Source organism: Algibacter sp., from assembly GCF_039977455.1.
GTDB lineage: Bacteria > Bacteroidota > Bacteroidia > Flavobacteriales > Flavobacteriaceae > Algibacter_B.
In genome coordinates, this window is record NZ_JBDWDG010000031.1 from 126,585 (window position 1) to 152,992 (window position 26,408).

The 26,408-nt window shown below is 33.6% G+C and carries 24 protein-coding genes; 12 read left to right on the forward strand and 12 right to left on the reverse strand.

What is annotated here, in order from left to right:
* Positions 1-131: 131 nt before the first annotated feature.
* Together ABJM36_RS15420 and ABJM36_RS15425 are read left to right on the forward strand one after the other, a co-directional pair.
* Positions 132-464, forward strand: a complete 333-nt coding sequence (locus ABJM36_RS15420) for a GNAT family N-acetyltransferase (protein WP_348452383.1) — start codon at positions 132-134, stop codon at positions 462-464.
* A gap of 91 nt (positions 465-555) precedes the next feature.
* Positions 556-1,323, forward strand: coding sequence for a M48 family metalloprotease (locus ABJM36_RS15425; RefSeq protein ID WP_348452384.1), 768 nt, complete (start codon positions 556-558; stop codon positions 1,321-1,323).
* Between the two features lie 71 nt (positions 1,324-1,394).
* Here the strand turns inward: ABJM36_RS15425 and ABJM36_RS15430 are convergent, their stop codons facing one another.
* Positions 1,395-1,802 (reverse strand): ankyrin repeat domain-containing protein, encoded by a 408-nt coding sequence (locus ABJM36_RS15430; RefSeq protein WP_348452385.1) that lies wholly within the window; start codon positions 1,800-1,802, stop codon positions 1,395-1,397.
* 252 nt (positions 1,803-2,054) lie between these two features.
* Between ABJM36_RS15430 and gpmI the strand changes: the two genes are divergently transcribed.
* The 5 genes from gpmI to ABJM36_RS15455 are packed head-to-tail and all read left to right on the forward strand — an operon-like array spanning position 2,055 to position 6,022.
* Positions 2,055-3,569 (forward strand): 2,3-bisphosphoglycerate-independent phosphoglycerate mutase, encoded by a 1,515-nt coding sequence (gene gpmI, locus ABJM36_RS15435; RefSeq protein ID WP_348452386.1) that lies wholly within the window; start codon positions 2,055-2,057, stop codon positions 3,567-3,569.
* Positions 3,570-3,595: 26 nt separating this feature from the next.
* Entirely contained in the window at positions 3,596-4,000 is a 405-nt protein-coding gene (locus tag ABJM36_RS15440; protein WP_348452387.1) for a hydrolase, read from the forward strand.
* A gap of 40 nt (positions 4,001-4,040) precedes the next feature.
* On the forward strand, positions 4,041-4,859 hold the full coding sequence (map, locus tag ABJM36_RS15445; protein ID WP_348452388.1) for a type I methionyl aminopeptidase: 819 nt from the start codon (positions 4,041-4,043) through the stop codon (positions 4,857-4,859).
* A gap of 7 nt (positions 4,860-4,866) precedes the next feature.
* On the forward strand, positions 4,867-5,631 hold the full coding sequence (locus ABJM36_RS15450) for a methyltransferase domain-containing protein (protein WP_348452389.1): 765 nt from the start codon (positions 4,867-4,869) through the stop codon (positions 5,629-5,631).
* 22 nt (positions 5,632-5,653) lie between these two features.
* Entirely contained in the window at positions 5,654-6,022 is a 369-nt protein-coding gene (locus ABJM36_RS15455; RefSeq protein ID WP_348452390.1) for a DUF423 domain-containing protein, read from the forward strand.
* Between the two features lie 10 nt (positions 6,023-6,032).
* Here the strand turns inward: ABJM36_RS15455 and ABJM36_RS15460 are convergent, their stop codons facing one another.
* Positions 6,033-7,007, reverse strand: coding sequence for an FAD:protein FMN transferase (locus ABJM36_RS15460; RefSeq protein WP_348452391.1), 975 nt, complete (start codon positions 7,005-7,007; stop codon positions 6,033-6,035).
* 18 nt (positions 7,008-7,025) lie between these two features.
* The gene (locus tag ABJM36_RS15465; protein WP_348452392.1) at positions 7,026-7,403 is read right to left on the reverse strand and encodes a Na(+)-translocating NADH-quinone reductase subunit F; all 378 of its coding nucleotides are present in this window, start codon (positions 7,401-7,403) and stop codon (positions 7,026-7,028) included.
* A 677-nt stretch (positions 7,404-8,080) separates the two neighbouring features.
* On the opposite strand from ABJM36_RS15465, the gene ABJM36_RS15470 reads away from it, so the two are divergent.
* Positions 8,081-8,821 (forward strand): hypothetical protein, encoded by a 741-nt coding sequence (locus ABJM36_RS15470; protein ID WP_348452393.1) that lies wholly within the window; start codon positions 8,081-8,083, stop codon positions 8,819-8,821.
* A 128-nt stretch (positions 8,822-8,949) separates the two neighbouring features.
* Positions 8,950-9,393: a Na(+)-translocating NADH-quinone reductase subunit F gene (locus ABJM36_RS15475; protein WP_348452394.1), complete on the forward strand. Its 444-nt coding sequence runs from the start codon at positions 8,950-8,952 to the stop codon at positions 9,391-9,393.
* Positions 9,394-9,523: 130 nt separating this feature from the next.
* On the opposite strand, the gene nqrF is transcribed toward ABJM36_RS15475, so the two are convergent.
* From nqrF to ABJM36_RS15505, 6 genes are read right to left on the reverse strand one after another with little or no spacing between them, the layout of a single operon-like run.
* Positions 9,524-10,831, reverse strand: coding sequence for an NADH:ubiquinone reductase (Na(+)-transporting) subunit F (gene nqrF, locus ABJM36_RS15480; protein WP_348452395.1), 1,308 nt, complete (start codon positions 10,829-10,831; stop codon positions 9,524-9,526).
* A gap of 1 nt (position 10,832) precedes the next feature.
* A complete protein-coding gene (gene nqrE, locus ABJM36_RS15485) occupies positions 10,833-11,552 on the reverse strand; it encodes an NADH:ubiquinone reductase (Na(+)-transporting) subunit E (RefSeq protein ID WP_348452396.1) in 720 nt (239 codons plus the stop codon).
* Positions 11,553-11,604: 52 nt separating this feature from the next.
* The gene (locus ABJM36_RS15490; protein ID WP_092851428.1) at positions 11,605-12,249 is read right to left on the reverse strand and encodes an NADH:ubiquinone reductase (Na(+)-transporting) subunit D; all 645 of its coding nucleotides are present in this window, start codon (positions 12,247-12,249) and stop codon (positions 11,605-11,607) included.
* A 1-nt stretch (position 12,250) separates the two neighbouring features.
* On the reverse strand, positions 12,251-12,997 hold the full coding sequence (locus ABJM36_RS15495) for a Na(+)-translocating NADH-quinone reductase subunit C (protein WP_348452397.1): 747 nt from the start codon (positions 12,995-12,997) through the stop codon (positions 12,251-12,253).
* Between the two features lie 2 nt (positions 12,998-12,999).
* A complete protein-coding gene (locus tag ABJM36_RS15500) occupies positions 13,000-14,226 on the reverse strand; it encodes an NADH:ubiquinone reductase (Na(+)-transporting) subunit B (RefSeq protein WP_348452398.1) in 1,227 nt (408 codons plus the stop codon).
* Positions 14,226-15,581, reverse strand: a complete 1,356-nt coding sequence (locus ABJM36_RS15505; protein WP_348452399.1) for a Na(+)-translocating NADH-quinone reductase subunit A — start codon at positions 15,579-15,581, stop codon at positions 14,226-14,228. Before ABJM36_RS15505 ends, ABJM36_RS15500 begins: the two co-directional genes overlap by 1 nt.
* Positions 15,582-15,742: 161 nt before the next feature.
* On the opposite strand from ABJM36_RS15505, the gene ABJM36_RS15510 reads away from it, so the two are divergent.
* Both ABJM36_RS15510 and apaG read left to right on the forward strand, forming a co-directional pair.
* Positions 15,743-16,993 (forward strand): DUF5103 domain-containing protein, encoded by a 1,251-nt coding sequence (locus ABJM36_RS15510; RefSeq protein ID WP_348452400.1) that lies wholly within the window; start codon positions 15,743-15,745, stop codon positions 16,991-16,993.
* Between the two features lie 170 nt (positions 16,994-17,163).
* Positions 17,164-17,550, forward strand: a complete 387-nt coding sequence (gene apaG, locus ABJM36_RS15515; RefSeq protein ID WP_348452401.1) for a Co2+/Mg2+ efflux protein ApaG — start codon at positions 17,164-17,166, stop codon at positions 17,548-17,550.
* A gap of 48 nt (positions 17,551-17,598) precedes the next feature.
* Here the strand turns inward: apaG and ABJM36_RS15520 are convergent, their stop codons facing one another.
* Entirely contained in the window at positions 17,599-18,591 is a 993-nt protein-coding gene (locus tag ABJM36_RS15520) for a DUF6695 family protein (RefSeq protein ID WP_348452403.1), read from the reverse strand.
* Positions 18,584-19,369 (reverse strand): NRDE family protein, encoded by a 786-nt coding sequence (locus tag ABJM36_RS15525; RefSeq protein ID WP_348452404.1) that lies wholly within the window; start codon positions 19,367-19,369, stop codon positions 18,584-18,586. The genes ABJM36_RS15520 and ABJM36_RS15525 overlap by 8 nt, the downstream gene beginning before the upstream one ends.
* Before the next feature lie 89 nt (positions 19,370-19,458).
* Here ABJM36_RS15525 and pruA point away from each other — a divergent pair, with 89 nt between their 5' ends.
* Positions 19,459-21,087: an L-glutamate gamma-semialdehyde dehydrogenase gene (gene pruA / locus ABJM36_RS15530; RefSeq protein ID WP_348452406.1), complete on the forward strand. Its 1,629-nt coding sequence runs from the start codon at positions 19,459-19,461 to the stop codon at positions 21,085-21,087.
* Positions 21,088-21,479: 392 nt separating this feature from the next.
* Here the strand turns inward: pruA and ABJM36_RS15535 are convergent, their stop codons facing one another.
* Positions 21,480-26,351 carry a LamG-like jellyroll fold domain-containing protein gene (locus ABJM36_RS15535; RefSeq protein ID WP_348452407.1) on the reverse strand — a complete coding sequence of 1,624 codons (4,872 nt, stop codon included), beginning with the start codon at positions 26,349-26,351 and terminating at the stop codon, positions 21,480-21,482.
* Positions 26,352-26,408: the final 57 nt, after the last annotated feature.

Below are 26,408 nucleotides of genomic sequence, written 5' to 3' on the forward strand. Positions count from 1 at the left end.
CTAAATCTTAATTTGCTATTTATACCAATCTAGTCATAAAACAAATTAATGCCGCAGCAACTCATCCTGTTCGTCACCCTGTTTTAAGATCAGGAAAACCAATAGAGTCTTGTGTTTTTATTGGCGACAATTTGGAAACCACACTTCATTTTGGACTTTTTAAAAACCATAATTTAATTGGCGTGTGTTCCTTTTTTAAAAATTCAAACCCTAATATTCCTCCCACTCAACAGTATCAATTACGAGGCATGGCTATTTTAAAAGCATATCAAAATCAAGGTTTTGGCAAACTTATTTTAAACCATGGCGAAAAGTTTCTTAAGAATAAGAACATAAAAATAATTTGGTGCAATGCCAGAGAAGTTGCGGTTCCATTCTACAAAAGCAACAATTATACACGAATAGGAAACTCATTTAACATTAAGGATATTGGTTCACACTTCGTTATGTACAAAACACTTTAAACAAACATCTACAAAAGTGACAAAACTAAAAAACAGGGGTCACAACGGTATATGCTAAAATATTGTGATTTTAGTTACTAAACAATTTAAAATGAGAGGTAAAAACCTTAAATTCAGATTACTAATAGGTGTTGCAATAGCTTTATTTTTTGTATTTAAACGATGTAGCCAAAGAGAAGAAAACCCATATACTGGGCGCATGCAAACCATCTCTATGGGCGCCGACGAAGAAATTGCTATAGGCTTACAAAGTGCCCCGCAAATGGCAAAACAACATGGAGGTTTACATCCAAACGCACAGTATCAAGCTTTAGTCGATAACGTTGGAAACAAATTAGTAAACAATAGTATAGCTAAGCAAACACCTTATAATTACGAATTTCACTTATTGGCAGACCCAAATACAATTAATGCTTTTGCCTTACCTGGAGGTCAGATATTTATAACACATGCGCTTTTTTCCAAACTAGAAAACGAAGATCAGCTCGCTGGTGTTTTAGGTCATGAAATTGGTCATGTTTTAGGCAGGCACAGTGCAGAACGAATTGCAGAAAGCGAATATTGGCAAGGTTTAGCCACTGCAGGTTCTGTGGGTGCAGATATGGGCGGAATAGTAAGTGGTATTGGACAAACCACCTTATTAACTAACGGGAGAGATGATGAGTTGGAAAGTGATGAACTTGGTGTAAAATTTATGCTTAAAGCAGGTTATAACCCAATAGAAATGATAGCCGTTATGGAAATTTTAAAAGCTGCGGCAGGACCAAATCGAGTTCCAGAAATGCAAAGTACGCACCCTGATCCTGATAACCGAATTGAAAATATTGAAGAAGCTATAGAAAAATATAAAAATCAATAAATCAAAAAAGCCCCGTAAACCGAGGCTTTTTTTTGTGAGTGACTAACTCAAATAATTATTTGCTTTCATAATTATTTTCTCTTTTTAACCTTTTTGGCGTCATCTAATGCTTTTATTATTATAACTTCGGCATCCTGTGCGCCATGTAATTTTGCATATTTTAAAGCGGTCATATTCTTATCACACTTTGCTTTTAAATTAGCGCCGTGTATAATAAGAAGCTTCAAAATTTCGGTTCTGTTAAACTTAGCGGCATACATTACTGGAGTCATTCCATTTGATTTCGCATTAACATCGGCACCTCTACTAATTAGTTTTTGAACCGTTGCGATATCGCCTTTAGCAATAGACACACAAAATGAATTCACTTTAAAATAAGCAACCGCTTCGTAATTTACGTTCGTATTTACGGGTGTTGCATTTACCGTAACTAATGAAAAGCATAATGCGATTGCGGAAATAATGATTGATTTTTTCATGATGAAAGATTTTAAATTGATTTTTGATTTATGTCTTTTGATATACTAAAGAGACGACCAAAAACATAAAGTGTTACAGATAAATTAGGAGTAAATTTATTTTTAACGTTTATTTCACACCATTTTAACGAAATCGTTTTCTTAAAAAATATTCGACAAATGCTTAATAAATAAGGCTTTTCAAGAACACTTTAGTTTCATTTAATAGTAAGTTTGTTATCTTTGTCTAGTTTTAAAATTTTAAGAAAAAAGATGAACAAAAAAGTTATATTAATGATTCTTGACGGTTGGGGAAACTCTCCAGACCCAAAAGTTTCAGCTATCGATCATGCCAACACACCATTTATAGATTCTTTATATACTAAGTACCCTTATGCAACCCTTCGTACAGATGGTTTACATGTTGGATTACCCGAAGGACAAATGGGTAATAGTGAAGTTGGACACATGAATTTAGGAGCTGGTAGAATTGTATATCAAGATTTAGCAAAAATTAATTTAGCTATAGAAAAGGATACATTAAAGGATGAAAAGGTTTTAGTTGACGCCTTAAAATATGCCACAGATAACAACAAAAATGTTCACTTTCTAGGTCTGTTAAGTAATGGAGGTGTTCACGCACATACTAATCACTTAAAAGGATTTATAGACGCAGCAAATAAAGCAGGCGTAAATTCATTTGTACATGCCTTTACTGATGGAAGAGATGTAGATCCTAAATCTGGTAAAAGTTATGTTAAAGACTTAGAAAACTATATTGAAGGTACAAATACAAAAATAGCAACTATTACTGGGCGTTATTACGCCATGGATAGAGACAATAGATGGGAACGTGTACAATTAGCCTATGATGCTATAGCAAATGGAGTTGGAACAAAAACATCAAACCCTACACAAGATATCCAAGCTAATTATGATAAAGATATCACCGATGAATTTATAAAACCACTAATCTTTACAGATAGTAATAATGAAGCTGTTGCTAAAGTAGAGAAGGATGATGTAGTAATCTTTTTTAACTTTAGAACGGATAGAGGTCGTGAATTAACCGAAATGCTAAATCAAAAAGATTTTCCGGAATATAATACCAAAAAAATTGACTTATACTATGTAACCATTACAAATTATAGCGATGCTTTTAACGGCATTAAAGTCATTTTTAATAAAGATAATATTACAGAAACACTTGGTGAAGTTCTTTCAAAAGCAGGAAAAAAGCAAATAAGAATTGCTGAGACTGAAAAATATCCGCATGTTACGTTTTTCTTTTCTGGTGGACAAGAAACACCTTTTGAGGGAGAATCTCGTATTCTTAAAAACTCACCAAAAGTAGCGACTTACGATTTAAAACCAGAAATGAGTGCTTACGAATTAAAAGATGCACTTGTTCCTGAACTTAAAAAAGGAGATGTTGATTTTGTTTGCTTAAATTTTGCAAATGGAGACATGGTAGGACATACTGGTGTTATGGAAGCAGCAATAAAAGCTTGTGAGGCAGTCGATGCTTGTGTTAAAGAGGTTGTTACAACTGGTTTAGAAAACGGTTACACCACACTTCTAATCGCAGATCATGGAAATTGTGAAACTATGATAAATCCTGATGGAACTCCTAATACAGCGCACACCACAAATCCAGTTCCTGTTATTTTAATTGATAATGAACTTACCGAGATTAAAGATGGTGTTTTAGGTGATATGGCTCCAACTATATTAAAATTAATGAACGTTGAACAACCTCCTGCAATGACTCAGCATGCGTTGATATAATAAAGCCAATAAATTTACTTGAATAAATGAATTTTAACCAAAAACTTATTATTGCGGTCGACTTTGACGGAACAATAGTTGAAGATGCTTATCCCAAAATTGGCAAGCCCATGCTATTTGCTTTTGCAACTTTAAAAAAATTGCAAGAGGATGGACATCGCTTAATTTTATGGACCTATAGGTCTGGCCATAAACTTGATGAAGCTGTTAAGTTTTGTGAGGATAATGGAATTCGTTTTTATGCTGTAAACAAAAGCTTTGCCGAAGAAGAATATACCGAAGACCTTAGCAGAAAAATTAATGCCGATTTATTTATTGATGATAGAAATATAGGTGGCTTCCCTGGTTGGGGAGAAGTTTATCAAACTTTAACAAACTCTGCCCCTCCTATTCCTGAAAAGAAGAAAGGATTTTTTGGCTTATTTAGGTAATATCATTTTAAGTATCTTTGCACCCTTATAATTAGTATATATGATTATTGTTAAAACCAGAGAAGAAATTGAATTAATGCGCGAAAGTGCTTTAATTGTGTCTAAAACCTTAGGCGAATTAGCTAAAGCTATTAAGCCCGGTGTTACTACACTAGAATTAGATAAACTTGCCGAAACTTGCGTTCGAGACCATGGTGCTATTCCTGGTTTTTTAGGGTTATACGATTTCCCTAACACCCTATGTATGAGTCCCAACCAGCAAGTAGTACATGGTATTCCTAATGCAACGCCATTGGTTGAAGGCGATATCATATCTATTGATTGTGGTGCTCTAAAAAATGACTTTTACGGCGATCATGCGTATACCTTTGCTGTTGGCGAGATTGATGCTGAAACCGAAAAACTACTTCAGGTTACTAAAGAATCTTTGTACGTAGGTATTAAAGAATTTAAAGCAAACAATCGTGTTGGCGATGTTGGATATGCCATTCAAAAATATTGTGAAGATCATGGTTACGGTGTTGTTAGAGAATTAGTTGGGCATGGATTAGGAGCTAAAATGCATGAAGACCCAGAAATGCCAAACTATGGTAAACGTGGTAGAGGTAAAAAATTCGTAGAAGGTATGGTAGTTGCCATTGAACCTATGATAAACATGGGAACACATCGCATAAAACAACATAGAGATGGATGGACCATTACAACTCAAGACAATAAACCTTCTGCTCATTTTGAGCATGATGTTGCTTTGGTTGATGGTAAACCCGAGTTACTTTCAACGTTTGCATATATTTATGATGCACTAGGTGTAACATCTAACGAGGAGGATGAATTTAGACAACAGGCTTTAGTGCTTTAAGTTTCTTATGAAGAAACTCTTCAAATTAATTCTAAATATTATTCCAAGGCCTTTATTAATTAGACTGAGTTATATTATTCGACCTTTACTCGCGTTAATTTTAAAAGGTAGCAAATTTACCGATCCTATTGATGGAAAAAGTTTTAAAACCTTTTTACCTTATGGTTACGGTAATCAACGAAATAATGTTTTATCGCCATCTACCCTAAGTTTAGAACGTCATCGCTTGTTATGGTTATACTTAAAACACGAAACTGATTTTTTTTCCGCTAGAAAAAGGGTACTTCATTTTGCACCGGAACAATGTTTTTTAAAACGTTTTAGATCTCTTAACAATCTAGATTATACCACTACAGATTTACTTTCGCCTATAGCCGATGTAAAAGCAGATATTTGTAATCTTCCTTTTGAAGATAACAGTTATGATATTATATTATGCAATCATGTTTTAGAGCATATTCCAGATGACAACAAAGCAATGCAAGAACTTTTTAGGGTTATGAAACCAGGTGGCTATGGTATTTTTCAAATTCCACAAGACTTAAATCGGACATCTACGTATGAGGATAACTCGATAACCGATAAAAAAGAACGTGCAAAAATATTTGGTCAGTACGACCATGTACGTGTTTACGGCCTTGATTATTTCGATAAGCTGCGTAGCATAGGTTTTAAAGTTGAAGAAGTTGACTATACGGCTTCCCTTTCCGCAGAAGAGATAGAAAAACATTGCTTAGCCAAGGGAGAACTAATTCCTGTAGTTTATAAATAAAACACTGTTTAAATCGGTTTTAATGACACAACATATTATTATTGCAACGGCCGCCATTTTTGGAATGTTATCTGTAGTTTTTGGTGCCTTTGGCGCTCACACCTTAAAGAAAGTTTTATCGAACGAACAATTACAAAGCTTTGAAGTTGGTGTTAAATATCAGATGTATCATGCTTTAGTCTTATTAGTTTTAGGACTAAATCCTGAATATATAACTAATACCATATATGTCTGTTTTACTTTAGGTATATCCCTTTTCTCTTTTAGTATTTACGGCTTAATTTTATCGGACGCTACAGGGAAAAAGCTTAGGTTTTTAGGCCCAATAACACCTATTGGCGGTTTATTGTTAGTAGCTGGTTGGGGTTTAATATTTATTAATTTGATTTAACAATCAAAATTTATTCTGGATATCCATTAAGGGATAATGTTTCTAAGCTATTATTATCATTTTCAAAAATTAAAAACACTTTAAGCTCTGGGTGTTTTTGTAAAAAACTTTTAACTCTATCTATGCCCATAGATTTAAAAGCTGTAGCATAAGCATCTGCAATCATGCAACTTTTAGCAATTACTGATATACTAAGCAAATTGGTTTTACTTGGGTAGCCGGTTTCGGTATCGATAATATGAGCATATCTATTACCTGCTTCATCGACTTTATACTTTCTATATGTACCCGAAGTTGCCATAGCTTCATCTTTTAAGTCAATAGCCCTTAGTATAACTTGTTCACCTTCAAAATTTGGCTCCTCAACCCCTACTTTCCAAGCTTTTTGTTTATCCGTATTTAATCCTTTGGCACGTAATTCTCCTCCTATTTCAACTAAATAATTTTCAATGTTTTTAGATTCAAGAAAATCACTAACTACATCTACTGCATAACCTTTAGCAATAGCATTGAACTCTAAATACACATTCGGATGAAATTTTCTTATCGTATTTTCATACCTATATGTTTTATCGAAACCAACATATTGCATTAAACTATCTATTTTTAAACTATCAATATGTTCTATAATATTTTCCGAACCAAATTTCCATGCATTAACGACATTGCCTATTGTAGGATCAAAGGCGCCTTCTGTTTTACCAAAAATTTCTTTTGAAGCATCATAAACCTTCATAAAATGATTGTCCACTTCAAATGCTTCATTTCTATTTAATTTAGATATATCTGAATCCGTTTGATAGGTTGATAATGATTTATTGATTATTGCAAACAAACTATCTAATTGGCTTTTATAAATTTCGTTTGAATTATAAACAACTGAATAACTGGTTCCAAATACAGATCCAGTTAGTTTAGTATTATAACGCTCATTTTGGCAAGAAAGAAAAAGGCTAATTACTGCTATAACTAGTATTTTATTCATAAAAAATAAAGTGGATTTCTAATTTAAATTGGTTTCTAAAACCTGAATACCATTGTATTCTAATAAATAATCTTGATTTAAATAAATAGGTTGTTTTTCTCCTTCAGGATTACCAATTCCTACGCCAGCATATAACACCTTGGCGTCTTTTTCTCTAGCATGTTTTTTAAACGATTCCATCCAAACTACATCGTAATTATTAGGGTTTTCAGGCAAAATTACAGCACGAACAATTACAAAAAAATACTGTTTGTTTTTATCCATACATACAAATTGCGGATGCTTTTTAAGCTTGCTATTTATTGCTATAAACTCGAAACCACGCTGCTCTAAATCTTTACCAACATGATTCATGGCGAGGTTGTGGAGTTCTTGCTCTGTTAATGGTTTGCTCATGTTACAAAAATAATATAATTGTTTTGAGTGGTTGTATCATTTTTAAATTGTTTCTCGCCAGTTAAAACATAAACCTACGAAAAATCAATAAATAAATTAACCTTATTTCCCGTCTTTTTTAGTGTACACATTTTTCATACTTATTTTCGAATACAAGGGTAACCATTTATAATCCCCTACAGGTTAATTATGACAAAAATCTAGCCTTATACGACATAACAATCTATAAATTAATTATTTAAAACACAATTAATTGATTTAAACCCTTTAAAAAAATAGACCATGAAGTATATAAACGAAATATTAGTCCTTTAATAGTTTAGAATTTGAAATAAAACGAAATAGTTGTATATTTCTTACAAAATCGAATAATGAGAAAATCAATACTCACTAATTATTCAACTGCCAGGTCTTTAAATTATATAATCTATAAGATTTAAATAATCCAAAACAATAGTAATATAGATTTCCAAAGTAATAATCAGAAATTATAGTATTGGCTTCGTCTTAAAACTTAAGATATCCATGAAAAAGATTATTCAGGACCTTACATTTTCAAAAATTTATAATAGGGATGATAGTCTTGTTAGAAATTAAAGAAAACAAATCTAGTATTAACAAACAGCGATAAACAGAAAAAAAATCCACCATAATAAAAGTCATTATATAAATATAATTTGAAAGATAATAGCACCATATCGCAAGAGTTACTAGAAATAATAGAACGTTATATAAATGGATCTTTATCTACTCAAGAATTAAAGGATTTTAACCAACTTATTGAATTAGACCCAGAGTTTAAACAACAAGTTGAGGATTTTAAAACGGTGCTTAAAGGCGATAAAAACCAATCCTTAAAAAAACAGATTGAAGGTATAAATGGAGAACCCCTTAATCCTACCGTTAAAAAACAACCTAAGCCTAAAGTTAGGTTTTTAATTGTTAAAATAATAACTGCAGTAGTAGCAACCATAATAGCCGTAGGTGGTATTTGGTTTTTTAGCACACCTGAAAATGAAAAACTTTATGTTACCCATTTTAAACCTGACCCCGGATTACCAACAACCGCAAGTAATTCTAAAAATCTTAAATTTTATGATGGCATGACAAATTACAATAATGGTGAATATGATTTGGCCATTAAAAAATGGAGTACTTTACAACAGCGAAATCCTGAAAACGACACTTTAAATTATTATATAGGAGTTGCTTATTTAGCGAATAAAAAGATAATTGAAGCCATACCTTATCTAGAACATAGCGTTGAAGCTGATGATAATTTTATTTTTTTAGACGATGCCTACTTATATTTAGGTTTAGCCTATTTAAAAGAAAGCAATCTTGATTTGGCTAAAAAAAACTTAACTATAAGTAATACTGAACCTGCTAAAACCATATTACTAAAGTTAAAACGATAATAAATTTCAATATAAACTCATAATAATCTTACCCAATTAACCATATATTACATTTATAAACACGAAAAACATAAAACACGACGCATATAAATACTTTATTTTTAGTAACTTGAAGTAAAATTCGTGATATGAGAACTACACCGCGTTTAGAATCCGCTTTAAAAAAACTATATAAGGCATTTCATAATAATACTTTAAACCCAGAATGTTGCAAGCAGTGTGCCGTTGGAAATATTCTAAATAATATGGATTTCTGGAAACATTTAAGCGATAATCACGGTGCTTTAAAACTTAACTATATTGGCAACGTACATCAAACCTTAGGCCGCAGATTTAATGGTTATACACCTTTAGAAATACTAAATATAGAACATGTTTTTTTAAGGGCTTGTGGTTATCAATTACCGCTTCATTACAAAAATAAAAAGCCAAAAAACCCAACTGATAAGGAGGTTTTATTTAATGGCCTTTCTGCCGTAATAACTTATTTGTGTAAACTAGATCAAGTCGATAATGTTATGGATTATACTAAACTATTTGAGTTTAAAAATGATAACCTAATTATTCATTAATTTAACATCTTTAATACTAGATTGATATCATAAAAAAAACCAACACATAATGTGTTGGTTTTTTATTTATATTGATATTGGGTTATTATAACAAATTTTGTTTTCCAATTTGCTCAATAATTACTTTAGTCTATCCTCCAAAGTCATCAAATCTGATATGCTCATCAGGAATTCCAAAATCCTCACCCATTTTTTGAACAGCTTTATTCATTAAAGGAGGTCCACAGAAATACAATTCAATATCTTCTGGCGATTCGTGTTTGCTTAAATAGTTATCTATAACACAATTGTGAATAAAACCTACAAAACCATCTCCTGGAGCATCTATATCTTCTTTTACTTTCCAATTATCTTCTTCCATAGGTTCAGATAACGCTAAATAGAATTTAAAATTAGGAAACTCTTTTTCTAATTGTTCAAAATGATCTAAGTAAAATAATTCACGTTTAGAACGACCACCATACCAATACGTCACTTTTCTTCCTGTTTTTAAGGTTTTGAAAAGGTGATATAAGTGCGAACGCATTGGCGCCATACCAGCTCCACCACCAACATAAAGCATTTCGCTATCAGACTCATTAATGAAAAATTCACCATAAGGTCCTGAAATAGTTACTTTATCTCCTGGTTTTTGGTTAAAAATATAAGACGATGCTACACCTGGGTTAACATCCATCCATCCATTTTTAGCACGATCCCACGGCGGACAAGCCACACGTACGTTAAGCATGATTTCACGCCCTTCAGCTGGATAAGAAGCCATTGAGTAAGCTCTTTCAACCGTTTCGGTGTTTTTCATAACTAATGGCCATAAACCAAATTTATCCCATTCTGTTTGAAATTTATCTGGTGTATCATGTTCTTCTGGGTGTGCCGTAATATCCATATCCGAATATTTAACTTCACATGGTGGTATTTCAATTTGAATATATCCACCTGCTTTGTAACCCATATCCTCAGGGATTTCAACTACAAACTCTTTAATAAAAGAAGCTACATTATAATTACGTACTACGGTTGCTTCCCATTTTTTAATACCAAATACTTCTTCAGGGATAGTAATATCCATGTCTTGTTTTACTTTAACCTGACATGATAAACGCGCTCCGTGTTCCAATTCTTTTCTTGAAAAGTGAGGTGTTTCAGTTGGTAAAGCTTCACCTCCACCAGATAACACATGACATTCACATTGAATACATGTTCCACCACCACCACAAGCAGATGGTAAGAATATTTTTTGTGCACCTAAAGTTGATAGTAAACTACCACCAGAAGCCACTTCTATTTCTCTCTCGCCATTAATAGTAATTTTTACTGGTCCTGATGGCGATAACTTTTGTTTTACAAAAAGTAACAAACTAACAAGTATCAACGTAATTACCAAAAACGCTGCAACTGTTACTATAATTGTTCCTGTTGTTCCTGCTGCTAAAATCATATTACTTTACTATTTTAGTATTATCAGCTAATTCCTTAGCTTTTTCAGTTTGTAATTCGTCAATTTGATTAGCTGTTTCTGTTGCTGTCTTTTCTTCTTCATCACCTCCTGTTAACATACCACCAAAACTTAAAAACCCTATACCCATTAAACCTGTAATGATAAAGGTAATTCCTAATCCTCTTAAAGGTGCTGGTACATTACTATATCTAATTTTTTCACGAATAGCAGCAATTGCCAAAATAGCTAAAAACCAACCTATTCCTGAAGAAACTCCATAATTAAATGCTAAACCTAAAGATTCAATTTCGCGAGATTGCATAAATAAAGATCCACCTAAAATAGCACAGTTTACTGCAATAAGGGGTAAAAATATACCTAAAGAGTTATATAATGAAGGAGAAAACTTCTCTACCACAATTTCTACTAATTGTACCATAGTGGCAATAGTGGCAATAAACATGATGAAAGAAAGAAAACTTAAATCGTAATCTACATATTCTTCACCTAACCATTTTAAAGCACCTGGTTGTAATAAATACTGATCTAGCAACCAGTTTAAAGGTACTGTAATTGCCAATACAAAAATAACTGCTGCTCCTAAACCAACGGCAGTTGCAACTTTTTTAGATACTGCTAAGTAAGAGCACATCCCAAGGAATACTGCAAATACCATGTTATCTATAAAAATCGATTTAAAAAATAATTCTATATGTTCCATATTCTTTATTTTGATGACATTCTAAATCAAGTTTAGAATAACAAGTCAATATTTAGTCTTCTATTAATGCTTTGTTTTTACTACGTTGAACCCAGATAATTAACCCTACTACTATTAAAGCCATAGGAGGCATTAACATAAATCCGTTGTTTTCGTAACCAATAGCGTATACTCCTGTTTTCTCGATTGGATCACCAAGTACAGGAATACCAAATAAGGTTCCTGAACCTAATAACTCTCTAAAGAAACCAACAATTATAAGAATAACTGCATATCCTAAAGCGTTTCCAATACCATCTAAAAAGGATTTCCAAGGACCATTAGCTAAAGCAAACGCCTCAAAACGTCCCATAATAATACAGTTCGTAATAATTAATCCAACAAATACGGATAACGTTTTACTCAATTCGTAAGCAAACGCTTTTAGTACCTGATCTACTACAATTACTAAAGCCGCTACTACGATAAGTTGAACAATAATTCTAATTTTTGATGGAATGATATTTCTCATTAAAGAAATTACAACATTACCTACACTTAATACAAATAACACAGCAATTCCCATTACAAGAGATGCTTTAAGCTCTGCCGTAATTGCTAATGCAGAACAAATACCTAATACTTGAATAGTAATTGGGTTGTTATCTGCTAACGGGTCTGTAATTAACTTCGCATCTTTTTTTGAAAGTAGTCCCATATTATTTTAAAGTTTTAAAGTAAGGTAAATACAATTTTAAATCTTTCTTGATCATGGCAGAAACACCATCACCCGTAATAGTTGCACCAGCTAAGGCATCAACTTCATAATCGTCTTTTATTTCATTTTTAGGATCGTTATTACCCTTTGCAACAGCGATTCCTTTAAATACCCCTGCATCGGTTAATAAATGTTCTCCATTAAAATCGTCCATAAAATAACGTTGCTTAATGTTTGCGCCTAAACCAGGAGTTTCACCTGCGTGGTCGAAAAAAGCACCTAGAACAACCATATTTTTATCGAGAGCTACATACCCCCAAATAGCATCCCAAAGTCCTTTACCTCGTATTGGTGCTATGTAAAATGTTTTACCATCCTTTTCACCAACAAATAAAGGTAAACGTCTTGTGCCGCCATTTTTTCCTTTTGCTTGTTCCTTTTTAATATCAATTAAATACGCTTTATCATCTTCTGTAGCAACACCATTTTCAATTACTAATTGTTTTTTGATGTATTTAGCAAATTCGTCTGCTACTTTATCTGTTCCAACAAAAGCGATATCGCCAGTGCCTTCATTTTCATTTACGCCCATAGCATACAGAATATTCTGTTGCTTTTCCATTCTTTTATTCTCGTCAATATTAGGTCTTAACGATGATGCCGTAAACGCTAATAATGAACCTACAACTAACACCATTGCCACAGCAAAGATTATAGTATATGAGTTTTTATCTGTATTAACTGCCATAATTATGCTGTTTTAACTTTTACACGTTTCATTCTTTTCTTCACGTTACCTTGTACCACATAGTGATCGATAGTAGGTGCAAATACATTCATTAATAGAATGGCTAACATAACACCTTCTGGGTACGCCGGATTGAATACACGAATCATAATAGAAATAAATCCTACCAAGAAACCGTAAATCCATTTTCCTTTGTTAGTTTGCGAAGCCGTTACGGGATCAGTAGCCATAAAAACGGTACCAAAAGCAAAACCACCAATTAGTAAGTGTTCCCAAAAAGGAGCACTCATTAACCCGTAGAAATTACTACTTTCTGTTATCCATCCTGAAGCTACAACTTGATTGAAGATTAATCCCATTACAATAGCACCAATAACAGATGATAACATAATTCTCCAGCTTCCTATTTTAGAAAACACTAAAAACAAACCACCAAGTATAATAAGTAATGTAGATGTTTCACCTACCGAACCAGGAATAAACCCTAAGAACATATCAGCAGCGGAATAAGCAACTTCTTTACCTTGAGCTAAAACCCCCAAAATAGTTTCTCCAGAAATGGCATCTAAATTTTGGCCAGCGGCAATAGCTTGATCTCTTTCAACAGCACCATGAACCCAAACTTTATCACCACTCATCCAAGTTGGATAAGCAAAGAATAAAAAGGCTCTAATAGTTAAAGCTGGGTTTAGAATATTCATTCCTGTTCCTCCAAATACTTCTTTTCCTATAACCACACCAAATACAACTGCAACAGCTAACATCCATAATGGAATATCTATTGGTACAATAAGAGGCACTAACATCCCTGTTACTAAATACCCTTCTTCTACTTCGTGTTTATTAATAATAGCGAAAATGAACTCAATTAACAATCCAACACCATATGATACAATTACTAATGGAATAATTTTCCAGAAGCCAACCATAAAATTATCTAGTGTCCAAAACTCCGCACTAAAAAACCCTCCTGTTACAGATTGAATTTCGCCCAAAGCTAAGTGATGTTGATACCCTGCATTAAACATACCAAATAATAAACATGGCACCATAGCCATAATTACCGTATTCATGGTACGTTTTAAATCGTCGGCTGCCTTAATATGAGTACCATTATGTGTGGTCTCGTTTGGCAAGTATAGAAACGTATGAAGTGCATTAAAGGCAGGAGCCATTTTTTTACTTCTATACTTTCTTTTTAATATGTGTAATTTATTTTTTAAACTCATTACCCTATCTCTTTAATCATTAAGTCTAAACCTTCTCGTATTATTTTTTGATGTGGTTGTTTAGACACACATACAAACTCAGTTAAAGCAAAATCCTCAGGCGCAACTTCGTACATCCCTAAGGCTTCCATTTCATCTAAATCTTTGTACATACAAGCCTTTAAGATTTGCATAGGAAAGATATCCAATGGAAAAACCTCTTCATAAGTCCCTGTAGTTACAAAAGCTCTATGCTCACCATTTGTATTGGTATTTAAGTCGTACTTTTTCTTAGGGTTTAACCAAGAAAAAGTTAACGCTCTAGAGGTAGACACTTTATTGAATACTGGTTTATTCCATCCGAACAACTCATAGTCATCACCTTCAGGAATTACGGAAACCACATTGCTGTAATAATCTAAACTTCCATCAGGTCTAATTTGTTTTCCAGATAATACATTACCAGAAATAATACGATCGTTACCACCTTTAGCTACACCTTTATCGTAAACTAAAGTTGCTATTTCGCTACCTGCTAGTGTTTTAAAATACCTTGGCTTTTCAACCGAAGATCCTACTAAAGCAACTATACGCTCGGCATTAAATTTTCCCGTTAAAAGTAACTCACCTATAATAACTAAATCTTGCGGAGTAACCGTCCAAACGACTTCACCTTTATTAACAGGATCAATTTTATTAATTTGAGTACCAACATTACCCGATGGGTGTGGTCCAGAAACCTTATGTATTGTAACCCCGCTTAAACCAGCTAGTGGAGAATTTCCATTCTTACCAACAGAAACGTGTACTTTACCTTCGGTTAATTTCCCTAAAGCAGAAACAGCAGCTTGCAATTCAGCTTCTTTACCTTGTAAAGTAAAGTCTAAATCGGCAGCCAATGGTGCACTTGCATACCCAGAAATAAATATCGCTTTTGGCGATTTTTCAGGATTAGCAATAACATCATACGGTCGTTGCTTTACAAATGGCCAACATCCAGCAGCAAGTAAATGAGCTTTAACAGCTTCTGGTTTTGCGGCATCTACGTTAAACACTCCAAAGTCTTCAAAAGCTTGCGCTTTATCGGCTTGAATTTTAATGGCATCGATACGCCTTTTTGGTCCACGAACCACCTCAACCACTTTACCTGAAACTGGCGATAAAAATTTTATTGCTTCTTCAGATTTATCGAAAAACAAGACACCTCCAGCCTTAACTGTAGTCCCTTCTTTTGCAACAAGTTTTGGTATTACGCCGTGAAAATCTTCTGGCCTTATGGTGCAATAGTTACTAATAACCGCTTGTTCAACAGTTTTCTCAGCTTCACCAACAAGTTTAATGTCCAGACCTTTTTTGATACGAATGTCGTTTGACATATTTATTTTATTGAAATTAGTTGTCTAAAAATCGGTGCAAAAATACGAATAAATAGCGAATTTGATAAGCAAATTAAGCTACGAATGTTATTTATATTTATTCTAAATAAAAGATTAATCTTAGGCATAAAATTTGCTTATATTTACAAAAAACACGAAGAATGCCTTTCAAAATCCCTTTACTATTTCTATGTTTTATAATTACCGGATTTTTACACAGTCAAGTAGAAGAAGTCAATCCGCCAGAGCACATAAAATCCATAACTTTTAAAAGCAGCAGCAGCGATTTGGGCGAGCTACCAATAATAGAAATTGGAAACACTTTTTATTTAGAATTTGATGCCTTAGTGGACGACGAACCTGACTTTTACTATAAAATTGAACATTTCGATTACAACTGGAAACCCTCTGTTCTCATAAAATCGGAGTTTATGCTTGGGTTTGATAATTTTAGAATTCAGGACTATACCAACTCGTTTAACACCTTTCAAATGTACTCCCATTACAAGTTATCTATTCCTAACGAGCAAACAAAGCAACTAAAAGTTTCTGGTAATTACATGATTTCAATTTATGATTCTTACGGCGACTTGGTATTTTCAAGAAAATTCATGATTTACGAAAACATGGTTACACCTGGAATAGCCATTAAAAGGTCTAGAGATATTAGCACTATAGAATCGACCCAAACTGTAGATATTGAAATTGCCGCAGGCACTCAAGTTAACAATCCGCAGCAAACAGTAAAAGCCCTAATTATTCAAAACAGTAATTTAAACACAGCTATTTCAAACCTAAAACCCCAATACACTCTTGGTAACACCTTAATATATCGCTACACTAAAGAAACTGCATTTCCTGCAGGCAACGAATATTTATTTGTAGAAACAAAAGATGTTAGAGCTGCCACAAACCGCATACAATCCATTGCCTTAGAAGAACTTTATCAATCTTATTTATTTACGGATGTTTCACGAGCAGATTTACCATATACTTACAACCCAGACATTAACGGTAAATTTAAAATTGTAGCTCTGGATAAAGATGATGTCTCCATTGAGGCCGATTACCTGCAGTTGCATTTTTCATTAAAGTATCCTGAATTATATAATGGTGAACAGATTTATATTTATGGCAATTACAATAATTATGCGCTAAATGAATCCAATAAAATGAGCTTTGATGTTAATAAAGAAATTTATAAAAAAACCATGACACTTAAACAGGGATTTTACAACTACAAATATGTTGTTGTAAATAAAGACGGTACTTTAAACGAAGGTGCTATAAGCGGTAACTTTTGGCAAACCGAAAACAGCTATAAGGTATTAGTGTATTACAGAGATTTAGGCGCTAGATATGATCGTATTATTGGTTATAACGAGGTTTCATCAACCAATATCACCAACTAAACTGCATAAAACAAGTAAAAAGCTGTTACTATTTTTGAAAGTAATTAGCTTATTATTAAATTATGATGTTAAAAATTGCATTTCATCTAATTTTTACATCAAACTCGTTAAAATTTACTTTAAACGCTTAATATTTATTATTTTAGCACCCGCTAATACTTTGCATAACAATGGTTCAACAAGTAACAAAAGGCATAAAAATTTCGGTAGAAACAAATTTTGAAGGTTCATTTTATAGAAATTATAAAATACAATACGCCTTTGGATATACTATTACCATAGAAAACCAGAGTAAGGACTCCGTGCAACTTTATGCGCGCCATTGGGAAATTCTAGATGCTTTAAACAACGTTGAAATTGTTTCTGGCGAAGGCGTTATCGGAAAAAAACCTGTCTTAAAACCAGGGGAATCGCATACTTATTCTTCAGGCTGCTTACTAACATCCCCATTTGGCGCTATGCAAGGACATTACAACATGGTTAATTTCACAACTACTCAAAAATTTAAGGTTACCATCCCTACATTTAAGTTAAGTGCTCCGTTTGCTATAAACTAATTAGCAATCATTTTACATATATTAACCGTTATGTTTTCTTAAAAAAGCTTACACTTTCCTATTAAATCTATAAACGGTCTCTCTCTGTCTAATATGAAAAAAATTACAATTTGAATAATGCACAAATTCAAATTCTAGATCATAATTAAAGGCTTCATCATTAACAACAAAAACATCATGCACATCAATATTTCCGTAAGGTGAAATCCGTTTAAAATAATACTCCAAGTTATTATCTGCTTTATGCAACTCGAACCAAGCACCTGCGGCAATCCCAGAAAGCCATTGAGCATTATCACTCAAACCAGCAACAGGTTTTGGTTTTTGCGTACCCACTAAATTAACTTCATGGCCTTTCAACCTATCTAAAAAACAACGTATATTTTCACTTCTTTGAGAACCCCCAAACCTTTTAATTAGTCCTGTTTCAGATACTTCGTAACTATAGTTTTCTGTATCGGCCAACAACACATTACCAACCGTACTTGGGGTAAACCATTTCGAGTTTTCAAGATTCTTTTTAATATTAGAATCTATTACTGAAGCTATTAAAGCATCGGTAACAAAACGGGCACAATTACAAGCATTTTTAATAAATGCCGCATACCTTATAAAATGCTTGTCTTGCATTTTAGAAATATGTTTTCGCGCTTCCTTATAATTTACAGCACTACAAACCGAAGCTACTAATTTACCTTCACCATGGGTCAGTTTTGGGTTCGTCCCTAAAAACCTTAAAATAGCTTCTAAATTCGTTATTTTATTGTTTTCTATAACAGCTTTAATAGGAAAGTGCAATTCATGATCTGTATCTCGACCTCTTACTCTTCCGTTTGGCTCAGAAGTAATATAGCGTCCAAAATCATGATATTCTAAAACCCCAGTATCTCTATTAATTAAAACCAATGCGGCATGACCAGCGCGTAAATAATCTTTTTTACCAACACCTAAAAATCTTAAAAAGGGCGAAAACCATTCTTCAGACACCATAACAATAGTATCCGGATAAGCTAATGTTAAAATAATACCCGTATTATCCATTAACGATTTCTGGTAAATTGAACATTTTTAAGGTAACCGTAGCATCTTCAATACTCTCATAACGCATAACCACGTTATCTCCTTGTTTTTTTATTTGAGTAATACTTGTTGTTTTTACATTACCACGATCCATAACCAAGCCATAATCTAAATTTTTTTCATCCCTAATTTTATGAAACTTTAATAAGGACTCTGCATTCAAATCATTAACAGCTTCAAAATTCTCGAACCACTGCTGGCGTTCTCTTTGCATGCCTTCATTATATAAAGTTGAAGAGGACCAAATTCTAGAATCTAAAGGCAGCTTAACAAAATGCTTGTGTTTACCATCCCAAACCAATTCGTAAAAAGTTAAACTAGAATTCCAATCTGCAATAACAACTGTAAAAGGCTCAATATTATTAAGGTTGTAATTCTCCACAGTTGAAACAATGGACTCTGTAACCATAAAATCATTTACCACAATACCGCGGCTTTTTCGGTAATTAGTTTTGCGTTCGTGCTTTATAAATCCACCATTAAGTAGGCAAACCACACGATTTTTTTCACTAACACCAACCCATGTACCTCCCTTTTTATCTTTTGGGAACAACAATTTGGTATCATTAATAGTATATAAATCAGGAATTAAGGAAACTCTGTTGGGCGCCTCGTCCCTATTTGTGGTTAACACAAAATCATTTTTCCCTTTGGGTATTATTGTAACTGTACACATATAAAAAGGTAGTCTTAAAACACCTTGGCAACTTACAAAAAATAAATAAAATTTAACTTGCATTTAAGAAGGCTTACTTTTAATTTATCATTTAATTATTCTTAAATTTGTAGCAGATTTACTGAAAATTCAATAACAAAAAATCAAATATTATGGGAAAAGGCTTTTTTAATGTGCCGGTTGCGGTTAACGAACCTGTTAAATCTTATGCTCCAGGGTCACCAGAGCGTGATGCAGTTCTTAAAACTTACCAGGCCATGTTTAATAGTAAAATTGACGTGCCTTTATATATTAATGGTGAAAACATAGAATCTGGAAACACCAGAACCATGTCGCCACCTCACGACCACAAACATATTGTAGGCACATACCATTTAGCGGAGCAAAAGCATATTGACGATGCAATTTCAACAGCTTTAGAAGCTAGAAAATCTTGGTCGCAATTGCCTTGGGAGCAACGTGCAGGTATCTTTTTAAAGGCTGCAGAGTTAATTGCTGGACCATACCGCGCTAAAATAAACGCTGCAACTATGATTGCACAGTCGAAAACCATACATCAAGCTGAAATTGATGCGGCCTGCGAGCTTATCGATTTCTTACGTTTTAATGTTCAGTTTATGACGGACATATATATGGAGCAGCCAGAAAGCACAAGCGATGCATGGAACAGAATTGAATACCGCCCATTAGAAGGTTTCACTTATGCTGTTACGCCATTTAACTTTACTGCTATTGCCGGAAATTTACCAGCATGTATGGCTTTAATGGGGAATGTTGTAGTTTGGAAACCTAGTGATAGCCAAGTATATTCGGCAAAAGTAATCATGGATGTTTTTGAAGAAGCTGGTGTACCTCCTGGGGTTATAAACGTTGTTTTTGGTGATCCGGTTATGATAACAAATACCGTTATGGCGAGTCCTGATTTTTCAGGATTACACTTTACAGGATCTACCTTTATATTTAAAGAACTTTGGAAACAAATAGGCAACAACATACACAACTACAAAACTTACCCTCGTATTGTTGGAGAAACTGGAGGAAAAGATTTTATTGTGGCGCATAAATCGGCTAATGCAAAACATGTAGCAACTGCTATTGTTCGTGGCGCTTTCGAGTTTCAAGGACAAAAATGTAGTGCAGCCTCAAGAGCGTATATTCCAAAAAGTTTATGGAAGGCTGTTAAAGACTTCGTTATTGAAGATTTAAAATCTTTAACAATGGGATCGCCAGAAGATATGAGCAACTTTATTACAGCTGTTATTCACGAAGGTTCTTTCGATAAATTAGCAAAATACATTGATGGTGCAAAAGCGGATGCCGATGCCGAAATTATTGCAGGTGGTAATTACGACAAAAGTAAAGGGTACTTTATTGAACCTACGGTTATTCTTGCCAAAGACCCAAAATACACTACCATGTGTACCGAACTTTTTGGACCTGTAATTACTATTTATGTTTATGAAGATGATGCTTACGCTGAAACCTTAAAACTTGTTGATGAAACTAGCGAATATGCCTTAACAGGAGCTATTATATCAAAAGACAGATATGCGGTTACACAAGCCACAGAAGCTTTACAAAACGCTGCAGGAAACTTTTATATTAACGATAAACCAACGGGCGCTGTTGTAGGGCAACAACCTTTTGGTGGTGCTAGAGCATCTGGAACCAACGATAAAGCAGGAAGTGCACAAAACTTATTACGTTGGGTATCACCAAGAATGATAAAAGAAACCTTTGTAACACCAACAGATTATAGATATCCGTTTTTGGGAGAGTAACAACTGTTTTTTTTTAACAGGGTTCTCTTAATTGAGTAACAATAAATTATTTTATTAAAAAGAGAACATCTTAAAATTAAGATGTTCTCTTTTTTTGTTTTTCTCAACTCAAAACCTTTCATATTCTCGTAAATACAAACTAACATCGTTTCATATAGTAAATAAACTATTAAAACACCGAAACAGTTGCTTTCTCTGCGTTAAAGATTGCAGTAGAAAACCCAAAGTGAGACACGAACTAAATCTTGAGGTCCTTTGACTGCACCTAGGCTAAACTTTAAGCCTGCCCCTTTTTAGGGTAACGCCTAACTTTTAAAAATTAATAACCCGGTGAAACATTTTATTGCTCCATCGGGTTATTATAATCGGTTTTTGGAATTTTATTCCTTATGTTAATTTGTTATTATCTTCATGCTGATTTGTCCAACTTCAGTTCTTATATCAATAATATAAACACCAGTTTCTAAATCTATTTTAATGGATGTACTGTCATTACTATTTAGTTCAAACTTTTTAACGTCCTGCCCTAAAACATTGTAAATAACAAGGCCTTTAATATTAAGTTGTTGTTTATTAATTATTTTAAGTTCAGCTTGATTATTTATATAACTTACTTCAATGTTGTTACTATCAGCGCTTACTTCATTTACACCTAAAAGGGTACTACTAAACACAAGCTTAAACCTTTCGGTATATTCGCCAGACTCTAAAAACAACTCAAAAGGGCCATTATTAATGGCATAGGTCTCGTTTGTAACCGTATCTTTAATATACACTGGTAAATTAACATCTAAATTTTCTAACGTTTCAAGTTCAATTTTAATAATTCCATCTTGCTTTACCTTAAGCCCTAAATCAAACTCTTGAGTTTCATTAAAATCACCTACACCTTGAATAACTAATTTACCGCCACTTAAAACCCAATACATATCCTCCTCATTAACATCAATCATAAAGGCATCATACCCAAGGTCGAAGTTTTTTGAAGCATTTTTATTAGCACCTAAAACAAGTTGTCGGTTATAACCCAATGGAGAATGGTACCTAAGTTTTATTCTTGGTGTTTCAATTTCATTTGCATTAGTTCTGCTCGTTTTCTTATTTGTTGATTTAAAAAATAATGAGGTTGAAGCGTCTTCTGAAACGAAAACGCGTTGACTATTTTTAAATACAATATCGCCACCATCTACAGTAGCCACAGGTACACCGTTATCATTATCAAACCCGTCTAATACAGTGGTAACAAAAAAGCCTTGATTTACAGAAATGTATTGCCCTGGTACTTTTGTTCCCACTCCTCCTGTTGCATTAATTCTAGCATCATTAGCAATGGCTGCCGCTCCTCCTGTTAAATTCCTGATAGCATAACCACCAACATAATCTGATAAGACATGACTATTCTCTTCACCAAAGTGATCCCAAAAATATAATGCCCCATTAAAGACTGTTCCCGTAGTATTGTTACCCCCATCTGCGATACTTAAATTATCTAAAATAAATGCTTCAGCATCAATTGCTGATGGGTATGGATTTCCAATTAATCGGTCCACCTCTTCAGATGAATTATCTAATGTTAGATTGATATCTCCATTATTAGGTAACCCAGTAAAAACATAATTTTGTAATGTTGAAATGGGTACATTTCCAGATGTTCCCTTCATGGTAAATCCTTCGCCCGCTGCTAAAGAGGTTAATTCACTAATCTTTTCCCAGGCATAATAATTATCGTTAGTACCATAAAACTTATAAAACCAAAACGAACTTACAGTTTTTGCCATTCCTGGAGGTGGTACGGATCCGCTTCCATTAGGGTTCGAATTAAATACTAAGCTTTGATAAAAAGCAGATAGCGTCCCGTCATTTAATACACTACCTATAGAATGATTATTATTAGTAGAGGCTATTCCCGTACCTCTAGTAGCTACATCTCCTGTTACAGGACCTACAGAAGAAGACCAATAATTGTAATTAAAGCCATTGGCTGTACCTTGTTGATCTCTTTCAATAAAACCACCACTATCAGCATCAATAATACTACCTTCTGATTGTACTAGTTGAGATTCGCCTACTAAATCTATTACCCCATCTAATTCTAAATAGTGAGAAATAGTTAAACCTTGGCCTGAATTGTTCTCGTCTAAAGTCTCTAATGGATCTGCAATAGTAATTACTCCTCCTGTTTGTATAAGTCCTAAAAGGGAAATATCTCTATCACCTGAAGATATATCATGTGATGTTTCAACAATATTCCAATCAATAGTTGTAACACCATCTAAACTTAATGAATTAGGAACAACTGTACTAGCGTTATTAACCCAAGTTGCCGGCGTATCCCATGCACCATCAGCCTGACTTACATAAGGTAACGGTGTGGTTTGGTCGCCAATTAAAGACTTATCTTTATCTAAATATTTTAGCCTTAAAAAATAGCGATCATCTGTTAAACCTTCAACACAGGAACCATAAAAGGAATTAAAATCATAATACACTCTTAAGTTACTCCATGGTATAGAGGCTATTTCGTTACTTGCTGCGGCTTGAGGTATTATTTCTCCATTCACATAATCCGTACCCGAAATATCAAATCGCTCAACCTCTTGATTCATTAAATAACGTATTTGATCTTGAGTCAGTGCTAAATCCCATATATAAACCTCATCAATTTCACCTAAAAGAGGGTTTATAATATTGTCTTTATCAATGTATAGGGCTCCAACACAATAATTATTATAGTTTGGTGAAGGATGTACAACATCTTGAACAGATTTATCAAGCACACCATCAACATACAATAATATTGTTCCGCTATCATATATAAATGCAATATGATGCCATTTTCCATCATCCACATCCATTATAGACGTATATTTTGGGATAACTGCATCGTCAATATATAATTCCACCTTACCAGTAGCATTTAAACGTATTTGAATCTTCTCACCTTTTGACATTACGGTTCTATCACTAGCATTGGCTGCACATTTTATCCATGCTGAAATAGTGATATTATCTACACCTAAGTTAAGATCTGACTCGCCCAACAAATAATCGCCAGAAGCAATATTAACAGCAAGATTATCTACTAAGTTTGCAACTTTACCAAAGGTGAAGTATTTGGTATCATGAAAATCATACCAGGTTTGAAGATTAACCCCTCCATCTGATTTTAAAGGAATAACATCAATAATATCGCCATCGGCAAAATTAGGATTATCGGCAACAATAAGGGCATACTCTTCTGAAGCTAGTTTTGAAAAACCACTAAATGCTGCTGTTGGAATTGAAACATATACCGTTTCGATATCTGCACCAACAACTTCAATAGTTTCGACGATTTTCCATGTTCTATCTATTCTTGTTAGAGATGTTGTAATTCCTGTAGCTAGGGTTACATTATTTGTACTCGCTCCTGAAAAAGCTGCATTGTTATTTCCCCATACTAAAAAATCACCATCATCTTCAAATTCATTTGGGTTAGCACTATTTGTGGCAAACACCCCTCCTAGGCCAATACTTACATCATTAACTGTGTTAATCGTTTTGGATTGTTTTTGATTTAAATCTGAAATAGAATCTCTCCCAATCCCCGCTACATGATAATTATAACCTGAGTTTGCCGAAAAATCCCATATAGCGGTGTCAAAAGAATTAATATAATCCTTTTCCGCCTCAGTGGAAGATCCTAATGTGATACCGTATTTTATCCCCAAATAGGATTCTATTTTTTGTCTATCAGCATCAGAAACACGCTCAGCAAATGTGAAAATTTCAGCTATTTTGCCATTTAAACTGCCTTGTTGATCAAAATTTCTACCAATCCAATATTCTGTCCCTATTACCGGAGGACCAGCAGAACCGGCATTTTCAAAGGAAATATCTGATACTGTAGTTGTTGTTAACAAATTAGAATTGTACAAAACATCTTGCCCCGTAGGAGACGCAAAATCATTATTGCGTATATTAATTATTCCAGCCTTGGAATATGATGAATTTAATTCTGCTTCACCATTAAAACTTCCACCACCAGCAACACCCTGATTATAAGATAAAACCTCATTTGTAAATTCAGACGAATAATCGCCAAAACCAACTCCAGATATATCATTAGAAAGCCCATTAACTTTTCCCGCAAAAATTGTATTTCTAGGTGATGCACTAGTAATCGTATTTTCCGGAATTATAACAATAAACATATCTTGACTATAAAAACCATTAGTAGCGTTATACAAATATTGCTCTACTGTCGCTCCATCATTTTCAAACTTAATAACTGGATTATAATTAATATTATCTGTTTCAGTATCTAAATACGTTGGTTGGTTAGCAGATATTGCCTGCGTAGCATCTTTACCATTTGTTCCTAAATCTTTCCATTCGGATACTTTTGCTGAAGATTCAACAATACCTCTAGTCGATTTTAACCATAATCTAAAATCTGCTGTAATACCTCCAGGTCCGGGAATATTATAATCAAACATCTCTGCTGTAACGGTAAAGTTAAATGATGTATTATCTGTATTTCCTATACTAATAACAGATGTTTGCGTTCCTACGCCACCTACAGGCCCTGTAAAGGTAACATCAAATACAATGGAGTTTAAAGGAAGTATATTACCATAAGGAATTGGAAAAAGTGACGAAGTAGCAAAATCACTATTGGAGCTTGATAATGATGAAATATCTAAATTACAACTACCAATATTAGAAATTACGTAAGTTCTAGTAACTGAAGCTCCTTCATCTACGACTCCAAAATAAGTACCATTAAAATCTGAAGATGTTGTATCTCCATGATAAATATCAGCGTAAGGATTACCGCCTAATACAAATATTTCGGGTGCTGAATTTACAAGAAGTGTGAAAGTAAAATCGGATTGATTTTTTATTTCAATAGTTACTAAAGTACTTGCGGGGTTACACGCACCACTAATATTTTCTATTTCAAAATCCAGATATTTGTCCCCTCCTTTACAGCTAGTAGGTTTAATCTTTTCTTTTGGGTTGTTAGGAGTGATTTCAAAATCAGTCGTATTAGCAATATCAACATCCTTAATTTCTAAATTCCCACAATTACCAGTTTCAATATTTGTTATCCTAAAGCCAAGACTTGAACCTGCATTAATTGTAACGGTTGATCCTTGTGTTATAACAGAACCACCGATTACTTCGGCTTGCATCACCTGAGCCCTACTAATAAAACCTAATAATAAGGTGAAAACAAAAAATGTAATTTGATAAAGATTGAAAGATGGGGATCTTCTCATTTTTTTAACAATTTAGGTGATTATAAAATCTTGAGAGACCAACAATCTAATTATAGA

Excerpts from the sequence above, each read along its gene's own strand:
- ABJM36_RS15425 (WP_348452384.1), top strand. The coding sequence starts at position 556 with ATGAGAGGTAAAAACCTTAAATTCAGATTACTAATAGGTGTTGCAATA.
- ABJM36_RS15430 (WP_348452385.1), bottom strand. The coding sequence starts at position 1,802 with ATGAAAAAATCAATCATTATTTCCGCAATCGCATTATGCTTTTCATTA.
- gpmI (WP_348452386.1), top strand. The coding sequence starts at position 2,055 with ATGAACAAAAAAGTTATATTAATGATTCTTGACGGTTGGGGAAACTCT.
- ABJM36_RS15440 (WP_348452387.1), top strand. The coding sequence starts at position 3,596 with ATGAATTTTAACCAAAAACTTATTATTGCGGTCGACTTTGACGGAACA.
- map (WP_348452388.1), top strand. The coding sequence starts at position 4,041 with ATGATTATTGTTAAAACCAGAGAAGAAATTGAATTAATGCGCGAAAGT.
- ABJM36_RS15450 (WP_348452389.1), top strand. The coding sequence starts at position 4,867 with ATGAAGAAACTCTTCAAATTAATTCTAAATATTATTCCAAGGCCTTTA.
- ABJM36_RS15455 (WP_348452390.1), top strand. The coding sequence starts at position 5,654 with ATGACACAACATATTATTATTGCAACGGCCGCCATTTTTGGAATGTTA.
- ABJM36_RS15460 (WP_348452391.1), bottom strand. The coding sequence starts at position 7,007 with ATGAATAAAATACTAGTTATAGCAGTAATTAGCCTTTTTCTTTCTTGC.
- ABJM36_RS15465 (WP_348452392.1), bottom strand. The coding sequence starts at position 7,403 with ATGAGCAAACCATTAACAGAGCAAGAACTCCACAACCTCGCCATGAAT.
- ABJM36_RS15475 (WP_348452394.1), top strand. The coding sequence starts at position 8,950 with ATGAGAACTACACCGCGTTTAGAATCCGCTTTAAAAAAACTATATAAG.
- nqrF (WP_348452395.1), bottom strand. The coding sequence starts at position 10,831 with ATGATTTTAGCAGCAGGAACAACAGGAACAATTATAGTAACAGTTGCA.
- nqrE (WP_348452396.1), bottom strand. The coding sequence starts at position 11,552 with ATGGAACATATAGAATTATTTTTTAAATCGATTTTTATAGATAACATG.
- ABJM36_RS15490 (WP_092851428.1), bottom strand. The coding sequence starts at position 12,249 with ATGGGACTACTTTCAAAAAAAGATGCGAAGTTAATTACAGACCCGTTA.
- ABJM36_RS15495 (WP_348452397.1), bottom strand. The coding sequence starts at position 12,997 with ATGGCAGTTAATACAGATAAAAACTCATATACTATAATCTTTGCTGTG.
- ABJM36_RS15500 (WP_348452398.1), bottom strand. The coding sequence starts at position 14,226 with ATGAGTTTAAAAAATAAATTACACATATTAAAAAGAAAGTATAGAAGT.
- ABJM36_RS15505 (WP_348452399.1), bottom strand. The coding sequence starts at position 15,581 with ATGTCAAACGACATTCGTATCAAAAAAGGTCTGGACATTAAACTTGTT.
- ABJM36_RS15510 (WP_348452400.1), top strand. The coding sequence starts at position 15,743 with ATGCCTTTCAAAATCCCTTTACTATTTCTATGTTTTATAATTACCGGA.
- apaG (WP_348452401.1), top strand. The coding sequence starts at position 17,164 with ATGGTTCAACAAGTAACAAAAGGCATAAAAATTTCGGTAGAAACAAAT.
- ABJM36_RS15520 (WP_348452403.1), bottom strand. The coding sequence starts at position 18,591 with ATGGATAATACGGGTATTATTTTAACATTAGCTTATCCGGATACTATT.
- ABJM36_RS15525 (WP_348452404.1), bottom strand. The coding sequence starts at position 19,369 with ATGCAAGTTAAATTTTATTTATTTTTTGTAAGTTGCCAAGGTGTTTTA.
- pruA (WP_348452406.1), top strand. The coding sequence starts at position 19,459 with ATGGGAAAAGGCTTTTTTAATGTGCCGGTTGCGGTTAACGAACCTGTT.
- ABJM36_RS15535 (WP_348452407.1), bottom strand. The coding sequence starts at position 26,351 with ATGAGAAGATCCCCATCTTTCAATCTTTATCAAATTACATTTTTTGTT.